The sequence below is a fragment of the Mycobacterium sp. 050134 genome (assembly GCF_036409085.1).
GTDB lineage: Bacteria > Actinomycetota > Actinomycetes > Mycobacteriales > Mycobacteriaceae > Mycobacterium.
This window is the reverse complement of sequence record NZ_JAZGLV010000012.1, coordinates 185,781-198,338: the sequence shown is the minus strand read 5'-3', so window position 1 is coordinate 198,338 and position 12,558 is coordinate 185,781. Positions and strand designations below refer to the sequence as shown.

Annotated in this window: 12 protein-coding genes; 4 read left to right on the top strand and 8 right to left on the bottom strand. The window is 65.9% G+C overall.

Translation table 11 applies throughout. The features are described 5' to 3' along the window. Positions 1 to 155 precede the first annotated feature (155 nt). The 5 genes from SKC42_RS16470 to SKC42_RS16450 form a co-directional block, all read right to left on the bottom strand. Positions 156 to 1,058 (bottom strand): ESX secretion-associated protein EspG, encoded by a 903-nt coding sequence (locus tag SKC42_RS16470; RefSeq protein ID WP_330965340.1) that lies wholly within the window; start codon positions 1,056 to 1,058, stop codon positions 156 to 158. An 84-nt stretch (positions 1,059 to 1,142) separates the two neighbouring features. Further along, positions 1,143 to 1,427: a WXG100 family type VII secretion target gene (locus SKC42_RS16465; protein WP_330965339.1), complete on the bottom strand. Its 285-nt coding sequence runs from the start codon at positions 1,425 to 1,427 to the stop codon at positions 1,143 to 1,145. A 50-nt stretch (positions 1,428 to 1,477) separates the two neighbouring features. Further along, positions 1,478 to 1,774: a WXG100 family type VII secretion target gene (locus SKC42_RS16460; protein WP_085256713.1), complete on the bottom strand. Its 297-nt coding sequence runs from the start codon at positions 1,772 to 1,774 to the stop codon at positions 1,478 to 1,480. A gap of 220 nt (positions 1,775 to 1,994) precedes the next feature. Next, complete coding sequence (locus SKC42_RS16455) at positions 1,995 to 2,294, bottom strand: PE family protein (RefSeq protein ID WP_085256714.1); 300 nt, start codon at positions 2,292 to 2,294, stop codon at positions 1,995 to 1,997. Between the two features lie 360 nt (positions 2,295 to 2,654). Further along, positions 2,655 to 2,954, bottom strand: a complete 300-nt coding sequence (locus tag SKC42_RS16450; protein ID WP_330965338.1) for a PE family protein — start codon at positions 2,952 to 2,954, stop codon at positions 2,655 to 2,657. Positions 2,955 to 3,997: 1,043 nt separating this feature from the next. Here SKC42_RS16450 and SKC42_RS16445 point away from each other — a divergent pair. The 4 genes from SKC42_RS16445 to SKC42_RS16430 all read left to right on the top strand — a co-directional run bounded on the left by SKC42_RS16445 (position 3,998) and on the right by SKC42_RS16430 (position 8,626). Continuing rightward, positions 3,998 to 5,314, top strand: a complete 1,317-nt coding sequence (locus SKC42_RS16445) for a PPE family protein (RefSeq protein ID WP_330965337.1) — start codon at positions 3,998 to 4,000, stop codon at positions 5,312 to 5,314. Between the two features lie 18 nt (positions 5,315 to 5,332). Next, positions 5,333 to 6,706, top strand: coding sequence for a PPE family protein (locus SKC42_RS16440; RefSeq protein WP_330965336.1), 1,374 nt, complete (start codon positions 5,333 to 5,335; stop codon positions 6,704 to 6,706). Between the two features lie 140 nt (positions 6,707 to 6,846). Beyond that, positions 6,847 to 7,215, top strand: coding sequence for a DUF732 domain-containing protein (locus tag SKC42_RS16435; protein WP_330965335.1), 369 nt, complete (start codon positions 6,847 to 6,849; stop codon positions 7,213 to 7,215). A 175-nt stretch (positions 7,216 to 7,390) separates the two neighbouring features. Next, a complete protein-coding gene (locus tag SKC42_RS16430; RefSeq protein ID WP_330965334.1) occupies positions 7,391 to 8,626 on the top strand; it encodes a tetratricopeptide repeat protein in 1,236 nt (411 codons plus the stop codon). Between the two features lie 35 nt (positions 8,627 to 8,661). Here SKC42_RS16430 and SKC42_RS16425 read toward each other — a convergent pair whose 3' ends face one another. The 3 genes from SKC42_RS16425 to SKC42_RS16415 are packed head-to-tail and all read right to left on the bottom strand — an operon-like array spanning position 8,662 to position 12,553. Next, positions 8,662 to 9,822: a hypothetical protein gene (locus SKC42_RS16425; RefSeq protein ID WP_330965333.1), complete on the bottom strand. Its 1,161-nt coding sequence runs from the start codon at positions 9,820 to 9,822 to the stop codon at positions 8,662 to 8,664. Continuing rightward, entirely contained in the window at positions 9,819 to 11,480 is a 1,662-nt protein-coding gene (locus SKC42_RS16420; protein WP_330965332.1) for an ATP-binding cassette domain-containing protein, read from the bottom strand. Before SKC42_RS16420 ends, SKC42_RS16425 begins: the two co-directional genes overlap by 4 nt. Then, complete coding sequence (locus SKC42_RS16415) at positions 11,477 to 12,553, bottom strand: ABC transporter substrate-binding protein (RefSeq protein WP_330965331.1); 1,077 nt, start codon at positions 12,551 to 12,553, stop codon at positions 11,477 to 11,479. The genes SKC42_RS16420 and SKC42_RS16415 overlap by 4 nt, the downstream gene beginning before the upstream one ends. Between the last annotated feature and the right edge of the window lie 5 nt (positions 12,554 to 12,558).

Genomic DNA, 12,558 nt, shown 5'->3' with positions numbered 1-12,558 from the left:
CTAATTCGGATTTCATCTGCCTCGCCTTGCGATTAAAAGTCGTGGTGACACTGGCTTGGGATTTGCTGATGATTCTAGAGAAGTATGCCGCGTTCGCATCTCGACCGCTTGTTATGCGCAAAAGCGTTGGTAAACATTGTGTTTCGTCGACCGATTCACACCCTTCGGTGCGTTTTCCATTCGCCGTAGGGCAGCGTGTCCAGCACGGTCTTGACGCCGACTTGGACCAGCTGGGGTGTGGCGGGGCAGATGGCCAGCCACGCCTCGCCGGACCCGGCGGTGCGCGCCTGCTGGTACATGGCGATGCGGCCGCCCGACCCGTCCTTGAGGGAGAGCACGGAGGCGCTGGGGCCCTTGGCGTCGTCGCGGTACTGGCGCGCGTACACGGCCACCTCGGCCGCCGGGTCGGACAGCGCCTGACCCAGAGCGGCCACCGTGGCGGCGCTGATTCCCATCCGTCGCAGGTCGCCGCCGGAGAAGACGTTGAATCCCGACTCCTGCCACGACTTCGTCGCTTCGAGCATTTCCTCGAGCGGCACGTTGACGGCGTTGATGGCCGCCGGCTCCGCGTGGTGGATGGATTCCAGGCCGTCCATGACTAGCGCCGCGATGGAGGCGCTGTCGGCGATGGCGACGTCGTCCACGGTGATGTCGCTGCCGACCCGCACGGCCGATACCCAGTGCTGGCCGCGCCGGGCGAGGACGACGCGGAACTCGTTTTCGGGGATGTCCCGGGACCCGGGCGGCTGGTTCTCGTCGTCGACCACTCCGTAGAGCAGCTTGCCCCGGGAGAGCAGGGCGACCACTTCGAGGTCGGGCGCCGCGAGAACCCGCATCCGGGCGGCGACCTGCTCGTGCACCTCGTCACCGACGACGATGCCCTGTTCGCGCATCACCGCCATGCCGGGGTGTTCGTTGAGCCAGTCGTTGGAGTCGGTGGAGACGTAAGGCCGGCACCGCAACTCGGGAGCGACGTGCCGGATGTCCAGGAGTGCCTGAAGCATCCAGAAGCCGTCGACGTTGACGGTGATGTCGGTGCGGGTGCTCTGTTGGTCCATCTGTCCCTCGAAATCGAAGTGGTCGGTAACCGCAGGACGCGGCAGTACACCGACGTGGTGTGCTGCCGCGCCTGAAGTTGGGAGTTAGGCCCAGCTGGACCCGACGGCGCTGTCGGTGCTCGCCATGTTGCTGCCGGCGGTCTGCACATTCTGGCCGTGGGAGTTGGCCTGCTCGTAAATCACCTGGAAGTTACGACCCAACTGGGTGATGAACTCCTGGCACGCCACCGAGCCGGCGCCGCCCCAGAAGTCACCGGCGGCCAGCACATCGCGGACGATGGCCTGGTGCTCGGCTTCCAGCGATGCGGCCTGGGCGCGGATCAGCGCGCCGTGGGAGTCGACATCGCCGAACTGGTAATTGATGGTCATTTCGCTGTTCTCCTAATGTCTGAAAGGTTACGCAGCCTCGGCTTTTGGCGCTAGCTGCCGAGGATCTGCTGGGAGGCCTGCTCTTGCTGCTCGTAGTTGTTCGCGTCGCGGATCAGGCCGTCGCGCACGCCGTGCAGCATGTTGACGATGTTGCGGAAGGCCTGGTTGACCTGGCCCATGGTGTCGTAGGAGGTCGCCTGGGCCTGGCCGCTCCAGCCGGCACCGGCGATGTTCATCGACGACGCCCACATCTTGCGGGCTTCGTCCTCAACGGTCTGCGCGTGGGTCTCGAAACGACCGGCCATCGCACGCATCTCGTGTGGGTCAGTCATAAAGCGTGTAGCCATGATGCTTTTCTCCTTAATATTCGGGATTTGCTGTGTTCTCAGAGATTGGCCTGATGGCTACGCGGGGCGTAGCCGCCGAACCTGATACATGAAGATGAAATGGCCTCCCGCGTCAGCCCGATGCCATCGGCATGGCACCGCAAACGCTCCAGACCCGAACCGCGGCGTCGGGGTCTGCGGAGGTCGTTTCCCCGACTACGGGGGCCGGCGTGACGTCCGATCAGCCGGCGGCGGCCGCGTTGGCGGCCTCGGTCGCGGCGTACGAACCGGAGCTCGTCGCCAGGGTGTTCACGAACATCTCGTGAATCGCGGCGGCCTGGGCGCTCACCGCCTGGTACATCTGCGCGTGCGCCGCGAACTGGGCCGCCGTCAGGGCGGACACCTCGTCGGCGGCGGCGGGCACCACCCCGGTCGTCGGGGCCGCAGCAGCCGCGTTCTGAGCGCTCATCGCCGAGCCGATGCCCTGCAGGGTCCCGGCTGCCGCGGCCAGCGCCTCGGGCTGTGTCGTCACGAACGACATAGTTGATTCCTCCTAAGTAGATCCCCCACTCTCTGCGGAGAGAGTAGATGACAGCGCCGCCCGGAAGGCCTCCCTAAGCAGCCCGTTTGCAATTGTTCACCAAACGGTACGGCGAATTCACTTTCGGTAACGACACAGTAACAGCGTTGCCGCGCGCGTGGTGGGGGCTCAGCAAACTCACAGCCCCCGGCGCCGGACGCCTAGAATCGCGGCCGCCAGGGCTGCCTGCCGCGGGATCTTCGGGACTGGCGCTAGCCCGCCCGACGAGCCGCAGCACTCAGTCGTCGGCCTGGGCCCGGCGGCCACCGTTGCGGAGACGAATCCCCAGCGGTGGGCCACCGAGGCTACTTGCAGCCTTCCTCAGCCGGCCGCCGCAGCGTTGGCCGCCTCGGTCGCCGCGTACGACCCGGAGCTGACACCCAAAGCATTGACGAACGCCTCGTGGATTGCCGTGGCTTGCGCGCTGACGGCCTGGTACAGCTGGGCATGGATCGCAAACTGAGCCGCCGTCAGCGCGGACACCTCGTCCGCGGCTGCCGGCACCACCCCCGTGGTCGGAGCCGCTGCGGCTGCACTCTGGGCAGTCAGCGCAGATCCGATCGACTGCAAGGTGCCGGCCGCCGCAGCCAACGCCTCCGGCTGCGTGGTCACATATGACATCTTGAGCTCCCCTCGTCGAGTAACCGTTTCAACGGAAGTTCCGTCGGCAGCACAGTACGTCGATTGGGTGAAACGCTGGCCCGGGAAGTCCGGCGCGCTTCGGACTTGTGTGGCTTGGGCGCCGTCCGCGGTCGTTCATCGGCGGTTGGCCAGCGGTTGAGGCGGCTGCCACGTCTCCGTCGTCTACCTGCGCCGTTGCTTCGTGGAATAGCGATGGGGACGCGTGCGCCCGACGCGGCTGATGTTGAAGAGCGTAATTGCCGGCGGCGGAAGCATTGCGACAGACAATAAAATCCGCCCGCAGAAAAGCCGATCATGCACACAGCTAATGAACAAGTTCTCCGAGCCGGGCCTGGCCGTGGCGACTCCCAGCCGAATCCCTCGGTGGGTCCGAATTCCGGGCGGCACGCAAAAGCGGCGGACGCCGGCAAACTCACCACGGACGACCCAGGGGACTTCGCCGCCGCCGGAGGGCGATCGCGCGAAGGGGCACGGATAGTGCCGCGTTCGGGACGACGCCGTAACCCGGTCCCGCACGACATGCTGCCCGGAGGCGCCCTGCCCAAACCCGTCGCGGGCCCACGCGTCGGCGCTCGAATTGGCTGAGAGATCGTCAAATCGCGCTCACCACAATGACTTTCGTATCAGGCGCGCGGCAACCCACCGCCACCCCGTGGCGCCGCCGCCTAGGGGCATCCGCCCGCTCGCTACCGCGCCGATTCGCCGTCGACGCATTTATTCGCGGCAAGATTCTATCCGAGACCGCCGGCTGGCCCGGTGTTCCGATTCGGCGCTGGGTTGCGGTGAGGATCGCCGATCTCCGCAGGCCACACCGCTCAGCCGGCGCCGTCGCCGTCGAAACCGACAGTGTGGCCCGCACCGGCCCGGCGAGGATAGCGGGGCCTCGGCCCCGGCGTCGGCAGACCCGGGGTGCGACCAAGCCAGCTAATGTTCCGGCGACGGGCGCATACGAAAATTCCATGCCGTCCATAAGGGCATTTCAGGGTGTTGGGGGTCCTCACGACCGGAGCGAGGGGAAGCTGATGGATTTCGGAGCGTTACCGCCGGAGATCAATTCCGGCCGGATTTATTCCGGGCCGGGTTCGGCGCCACTGCTGGCGGCCGCCGCGGCCTGGGATGGATTGGCCGCCGAGTTGAATTTCACCGCGGCGTCCTACGGGTCGGCTATCTCGGAGCTCACCGGCACGTGGCAGGGTCCGTCTTCGTCAGCCATGGCGGCCGCGGCTGCGCCGTACGCATCGTGGCTCAGCACCACCGCTGCGCAGGCCGAGCAAGCGGCGCTGCAAGCAAAAGCGGCGGCGGGCGCTTACGAGGCGGCCTTCGCGGCAAGCGTGCCACCGCCTGTGATCGCGGCCAACCGTGCACTGCTGGCGGCGCTGGTCGCGACCAACATCTTTGGCCAGAACACCCCGGCGATCGCCGCCACCGAAGCCATCTATGCGGAGTTCTGGGCCCAAGATGCCGCCGCAATGTACGGCTATGCGGGCTCCGCCGCGGCCGCGAGTCAGCTCACCTCCTTCAGCGAACCGCCGACAACCACCAACGGCAACCCGGCGGCCACTCAGACCCCAGCGGACGTCCTGACGGACATCTCCACCTTCCTCACCGCCGTGCAAAAGCAGCTGGCGACACAGATCGCCCAGCTCCAGAGTCAGGTAGTGAGCTTCACGAACACCGTGACAGGGCTGACGCCGAACCTCGTGCCCCCGTCCACGTGGACCGGATTCACAGCGTTCACCGATGCGAACAATGTCATCAAGTCCCTCACCGCGGTGATCAATGCGACCGGGGCGTCGCCCTACACGCCTTTCGGAGTCGCCAACATCATGAAGAACTGGTACCAGGTCTCCATCAGTATCCCGAGCCTGGGTACCGGCATCCAGGGCATCGGCCCGCTGGCCCATCCCAAGGGCCTGACCGGCGTGTTGGCGCCACTGCTCCGCAGCGACATCTTGACGGGCGGTGTCGGGGCGCACGTGGCGGGTTATTCGGCCCCCACCGGGGCGATCGGCCGTGCCGAGATGATCGGGTCGCTGTCGGTGCCGCAGAGCTGGGCTTCTGCCGTTCCGGCTGTCAGGTTGGCGGCGACGTCTATGCCCGAGACCGCGGCCGAGGCGGTTCCAGCGGTCGCCACGACGGGCCGGTCGGCGATGTTCGGCGAGACGGCACTGTCAAGTCTGGCCGGGCGCGCGTTCGGGGACACCGCTATGCGGTCGGTCAGCCGAACCCCCTCTCGCACGCTTGCGGGAAACATCCCGCGCTTCACCGACGGTGTGGTCGCCGACGACGACATCGCAACCACCGCGACCATCATCGTGATACCGCCGAACGCGGGATAACCAGGGAAAGGCACGGCAATGGCATTCGGGGTATTCGGGGATTTTGCGTCGCAGCCGCCGGAACTCATCTCCGCGAAGATCTATTCGGGGCCAGGCGCCGGACCGCTGCTGGCCGCGGCCCAGGCATGGGAGGCGTTGGCGGGAGAGTTGCAGACCACGGCCGTGTCTTACGGAGCGGCCATCGCCGAGCTTGGTGCCTCGTGGCAGGGCCCGTCGTTCGATTCCGCGGCGGCCGCGGCGTCCCCGTACGTGGCATGGTTGTCGAATACGGCGGCTCAGGCCGAGCAGGCCGCGTCGCAGGCGCGGACGGCGGCCAGTGCCTACGAGGCCGCGTTCGCCGCCACCGTGCCGCCCCCGGTAATCGCGGCCAACCGCGCCCAGCTCGCCTCGCTCGTCACGACCAACATCTTCGGGCAGAACAATTCTGCGATCGAGGCCACCGAGGCCGAGTACGAACAACTGTGGGCCGAAGACGTCGCGGCCATCACCACCTACGCCGGTTCGTCGCTCGCCGCGACTCAGCTGACTCCGTTCACCGCGGCGCCGCAGACCACCAGCGGCGGCACGGCCGCGGCTGCCACGACGGCAGCCGCCGTCACTCCGCAGTCGATCATCACGCAACTGGAATCCATTCTCACGCAACTGACCACGGGCACCACCACATTCACCACGGACTACTCCACCTTCTGGCAGAACTTAATAGCGAAAGTCACCGGCAACACGCAGATCTCGACGGTCTGGGAGTCGTTGTACTCGTTCATCTCCGGTGCCGGTAGCCAGGCGACATGGACCAACGTCGTCAACAGTAGTTCGAGCCTTGGCATCGGCCAGTGGAAGAACTTCTTCGTCTATCAGCCGTGGAGCGCGAACATGGCCAAGGGAAGCCTGGCCGGCGGGCTGTCGTCGGGGGCGCCCGGAATCCTGGCGAGACCCGCATCGGCTGTCCTGGGTGCCGCGCCGACCGTTGGGAAGCTGTCCGTCCCGGCGAGTTGGGCGAGCGCGACTCCGGCGATCCGCCTCGCCTCCACCGTCTTGCCCAGCGCGAGCGCGGCGGCGGCTCCAGCGGCGGGGTTGGCGGACCTGTTCAACCAAGCCGCCGTTCCGGGCAGCTTCGCGGGCGGCGCGCTGGGCACGCCGCTCGCCAATGTCGCCAGCAGGACGACCCGCGTCCAGCCCGCTGCGAGTACCGCTAAGCGCAAAGCCCCCGTCGCCCTGGACCGTGTCATTGCACAGCTGCAAGAGCAGCCCGACGTGGTGCAGCACTGGACTGTCAGCGAAGCCGAACTCGATGACCTGGTTGCGGAACTCTCGACGAAACCTGGCGTCCACGCGGTCCACGTGTCCGCCGAAGGTGAAGCCACCGTCGCGGCGCCCCAATCCCATTCGGGCTGAGCGTGTATCACATGAGCATCGAGTGTCGAAGGACTGCGGCCGACGGACCCGGTCGACAGGGAACGGATTCAGGCTCAGGACATTTCGTCGGCCCCGAAGTTGCCGGCCGGAAGGACGTCCGCGGAGAGGGGCGGCATTTCATGCAGTACACCGGACCACTGTTCGCAAAGTTCCTGCTCGCGCTGCTGGCGGCGCCGATGGGGATCATCCTTGCCTGGCCTGCATACGCCGAACCTGGCATAGACGAGCCGCCCAACGGAGACGACGCGGCATTTCTCTCGTCGCTGCATCAGTTGGGAATCAATTTCGGCGACCCGAGCCAGGCGATCGGTGCCGCGCAGTCGGTGTGCGGCTTGATCCAACGGGGCGAATCAGGTCTCGAGGTGCTCAATGACCTGCGCGACCAGAATCCTGGGCTTTCCACCAACAGTGCCGCCCAGTTCGCGACGGTTGCGGCGAAACACTATTGCCCGCGGCAACTCGAGCCGAACGACCACGGGATCAAGTAGCCCGAACTTGTCCGTCTGGATGATCTGCCGGTGCCCCCGCGAACGCGGTTCGGCGGGCCGGGCGACCCTGGTTTGGTCGATATCGTTGCAGGACAGCGGGAACGACGAAGCGGCCAGGGGCGGTCTGGTTGAATGGTTCTTCGAGAGCCTGTGACCGGAAATGCTGAGGAGCTGGGTGCCGCAACCTGAATCGCCGCCGACGGCGGGCCTCTGGGACGCCGAGCGTTTTATGCGTGCAAGAGAGTTCGCGTCTGCCGCCGAGGTTCTCAAGAACATCGTCGGCCGAGAGGACGATCTTCAGGCACTGTGCATGCTCGCCTCGTCGCTGCTGGAAGTCGGAGAACATCAACAAGCGCTTCACTACGCCTCGCTCGCCGTGGAACGGGAACCTTCCCTTGCGCCGGCTAGGGACTTACTCGGCAGGGCGAACGCGGCGTTAGGGCAGTTCGCCTCCGCGTTGTCGGAGTACCGCGCTCTCGCCGCCCTTTGTCGCGAACAGAGCCCGGCGCCCCCCGAAAAGTTCTCTATACCGGCGCACTTCGCGTTGCACAACATCGAACAGGTCGCCCACATCCTGTCCGCCGAGGATTCCGACAAGCGGGCGTTCGCCGGCGTGGCCACGGACGAACTCCCCGCCCTGCGCCGTGAGCTCACGGACCTGATCGATGCGTCCGACGGCGCTGCGCCCTGGGTGTCCGTCGAGGGGACAAACGGTCGCATTCTTGCCGACCCGCCCTATGTAGCGGTTTCGGAGGAGCGCTTGCCGCGGTACTTGAACCCCGGCATCGACTACGGGAAGTTGCAACACACCATCGTCGCGGACCGGCGCAAGGTGCAGGTGATCGACGACTTTCTGACGCCGGCCGCGCTGGCCCAAGTCCGGAAGTTCTGCCTGGAGTCGACGGTCTGGCGTCATTCCTACGAATACGGCTACATAGGTGCGTTCCCCCAGGACGGATTCGCCAGCGTCTCGCTGTTCGCGATAGCCGAAGAGCTTCTGGCGGCGCTCGGCGAGGCACTCGAGGGCTATTACTTCGCGCAATGGTGGGCATTCGTCTACAACGTCAACCTGCCCGGTGTTGACGTTCATGCCGACGACTCCGATTTCGCGCTGAACTTCTGGATCGCGCCGGATTCCGCGAATCTGGACCCGGGTCGGGGTGGCCTCGTGGTCTGGGACAAGAGGGCACCGAGCGACTGGACCTTCCAGGACTACAACTCCGGCGGAGCCCGGGTCAGGCGGTTCCTTGAACAGCAGGAAGCGAAGCCGACCATCGTGCCCCACCGCGAGAATCGCGCGGTTCTGTTCGGCGAGCACCTCTTCCACCAGACGGACGAGTTTTCCTTCGCGCCGGGCTTCGAAAATCGGCGACGGAGTTTGACTTTTTTGTTCCGACGCCGCAAGCCGTAGCTCGGGCTCTCGCGAAGTAACGGCCCAAGCGTCCGCTACTCTCGAAGATTCGGCGCCCGCACCGGATCCATCGTCCGTCGGGCTATCTCGGTTGCGCTGAACGCCGTGTCGAGGGTGATGGTTCTCTCGGCGCTCGGATACCAACCCTGCGGGGCATGCTGGCTGGTGTGCAGGTAACACTGAATCTTGACTTCCCGGCTGCCGGGGGTAAAGGTGAATAGCCTGCTGATCGGCACCGTCGTGATCGGCATGTGATGGCGGCTCAACGATGCGACGTTGACAAACCATGTACCCCAACGTTTTTCGATATGTGTTTTGCCGCCGTGGGCGTCGTCGGGATGGGTGTGCGTGTGCCCGGCGATCCAGAGCTGGACACGGCCGGGGTGGTCACGGAGAAACCGCTCGAAGGCTCCGGAGTCCGGCTTGCTGTCCACCCAGTACAAATAGGACGCGGCGTGCGGGGTTCCGCGTTCGAACGGTCGGTGATAGTGCTCGCGCAAGCTGCCGTCCTGGCCTCTGCGGACACCCTCCCATTCGCCCGACGCCACGGTGGTGTCCTTCAGCACGTAGTGGTGCACTGTGATGATGATCGAGTCGGGATGGGTCAACACCATGTATTTCCACCAGTCGTAGGTTTCCCCGCTGACTACCCCGCCGGGGTTGCCACCGAGCGGTCCCCGGCCGACGGCCTGGGTGGGTTCGTTGCGGTCACTGAGCATGAGGAACAACAGGTTTCCCACCCGAAAGGAATAGTGTTGCCATGCCCCGACGACCGGGTAGTGCCGTGCGCCGGGGTCGACGCCGGAGAACCGGGTGTGCTGGCCGAGGGGATCGACCCACTTCTGCCACCACCATGCCTCGGGCTCGTGCAGGCCGCTGCGGTCGTGGTTGCCACAGACGCTGTAGATGTCTTCGCGCCGGTGACAGCGCAACGCGGTGAACTGTCGACGAACCTCCTCGCCCTCAGTGTCGTCGGGAAGTTCGTGATGCGCGCCGGACATGTCCCCGACGTCGATCGCGATGTCCCATTCGAAGGACGGCCCCCCTTCGGATCCACCGAACTCCGATTGCCTGATCGCCTCAGCGAGGCTGTGTCTGCCGTGCCGACGGTCGGTCCCGACGTGGGCGTCCCCGAAGGCCCAGACCCGGAACGGACTTACCGCCACATCCCCGGGTTCGCTGGCCGGCGACGTCATCGACGGTCCGCCTCGACCAAGCCCCAGCGTTGGCGGATGCGCAGATCGACCGCAGAGAAGACCGCGTCAACCACGAGGCCGATCAACAGGATCACGAGCATGATGGCGATGGCGGAAGGCATGTCGGAAAGATTCTGGGCGTTCTCCAGCAGTACCCCGATTGAGGCCGTGTCGGCCACCAGCACCACCAATTCGCCCGCCATCAGGCTTCGCCAGGCGAACGCCCACCCCTGGCGCAGCCCGCTGACGAACATCGGCAGCGACGCCGGGAGAATGACATGGCGGTACAACCCTAATCCGTGCAGTCCCAAGTTCTTTGCGGCCCGGAGCAGCAGGGGCGGGATGTGGTCGGCGCCGGCGATCACCCCGATGGCCACCGACGGTGCCGCACCGATGACCATCACGAACAGAATCGCCGAAGTGTGCAGGCCGAAGAAGATGATGGCGAATGGGAACCAGGCGATGGCCGGCATCGTCTGCAGTCCGGTGATAATAGGCCCGAAAGCATGGCGCAGCAGGGTATTGCGAGAGACCACCCCTCCGACGAGCGACCCAATGAGCAGCGCCAGTCCGAACCCGGCCAGCGCCCGGTACATCGTGGTTCCGATCGCGTGCCAGAGCAGTGGCCCATCCAGTTGCTGCCAGAGGGCGGCGAGGACGGCCCACGGTCCGGGCAGCACGAAGGGAGGTTTCCAGCCGCTTAGATAGACCAGCTGCCAGGCCGCCAGAACCAGCGCCACGGCCAAGATCTTCGTCCCCAGCGACGCCAGCGTCGACTTCACTCGAGCCCCGAGGAGGCGCCGTCGCGACGCGGGCTGGGTGAGTTGATGATCCAGGGCTGACACTCCCCCGCTGGGCGCACCCGCGGAACCCTCGGCATGTAGCCGAGCGGTGATGTGCGCGGCCAACCCGTCGCTCACCGCGGTGTCGCCGCGGTGGGGTCGTCGCCGCGGCACCGTGAACTGTTCGACGACGCGGCCCGGCCGGGGACCGAGCAGTACGACCCGATCGGCCAGCCGAACCGCCTCGCCGACGTTATGGGTGACGAAGACGACGGTCAGTCTGCGCTCCGCAACGACGGTTTCGAGTTCCGAGTGCAGGCCATCGCGGGTCGGGGCGTCCAGCGCCCCGAACGGTTCGTCCATCAGCAAGACATCGGCATCCTGGGCCAGGGCGCGCGCCAGTGCCACGCGCTGCTGCATGCCGCCGGAGAGCTGGTGTGGGCGTTTGTCGGCGAAGTCGTACAGCCCGACCGACCGTAGCAACTGACCGACGCGCTCGTGGCGCTCCTGGCGCGGTACCGAGCGGGCCCGCAGGGCCAGATCGATATTGGCCGCGGCGGTTAGCCACGGGAAGAGGGCCGGCTCCTGGAACATCAGCGCCACCCGTCGCCCGCCGGTGTCGACGACACCTGATGACGGTCTATCCAGGCCGGCGATCAGCGACAGCAGAGTGCTCTTGCCGCAGCCCGATTGCCCGACGATGCAGACGAATTCCTCAGTATCAACCGACAGACACAGGGCGCTCAGTGCGGCCACCGCCGAGCGACCGGTTCCGTGAAGCTTTGTCACGTCCTCGAGGCGCACCGCTTCCGATGCCGGTTCGGCAGTCGCGCGTTCCTGCACGGCGAGCTCACCCGGTTGCGGATACCACGTCACGCGGCCACCTGTGGTTTACCCGTTGCAGCAAGGACCCCATTTAGCGGACCCGGGTCGAACAGCCCATTGATGTCCAGTGGCTGTAGCAGACCGAGCGTGACGGCCTTCGCGACCAGTTCGTGCAGCGAAGCCATTCCAGGATCGTTTGTGAAGGTGGTCTCCTGAAATGAGGCGGCGAGCACGTCGGGGTCAAGGCCCTTGCCAAGCGTTTTCGTCAGCGCGGTATTGGCCGATCGGGCCGCAGCCTCGGGCTCGGTGGCGATTCTGTCATTGGCCTGAACATTCGCGCGCAGCAGCGCTGTCACCATATCGGGATGTGCCGCGAGAAAGTCCTGGCGGACGACGAGAACGGTGATGGTGCTGGGGTCCGACCACAATCTCACTGCGCCGGCCTTCAGTATCTGCACGTCGAAAGGTGCGGAGTCGAGAGCGCCGGCAATTTGGCCGGTGCGGAATTGTTCGACGATGGCCGATTCTGGACTGGTGGGTTTGACCGAGACATCCCCTCCCCCTTGGAGATTTGTTTTCAGACCGTTGCGGGCGAGCCAGTCGCGCAGGCTGACGTCCTGATTGCCGCCGAGGGCCGGGTCGGCGACGGTCTTGCCTCTCAGGTCCGCGGCGCCGGTGATGCCGGGTTTGACTACCAGCGACGTGCCGCCGCTCGCGGCGCCCGAGATGATCTTGATGGCTTTGCCGCCGGATTTCTGCCACCCGTTGAAGGCGGGGTTTGGGCCGACGTAGGCGGCGTCCAGCTGGCCCGACAGCAGTGCGGTCACTTCTTCGGTGCCTTGGCTGAAGGGTTGCACGCTCAGGTTGACACGGGGCCCGAGTTGGGCGGTGAACAAACCATCGGTGATTCCCACCAGCGCGGTCGCATGGGTGATCCGGGTGAGGTATCCCAACCGCAGTTGCACAGTTGAAGCCGTGGACGAGGTACTGGAGCAGCCGGCGAGTACGACCACGATGGCCAGGCTGACACCCAGCGAGACGGTCTTGACGATTGGTTGGGTGAGCACGGTTTTCCTTGCAGGGGTGAGGCGTGAGAAGGGCAGGCGCGCCGCGCGGCCGGCCAAGGAAG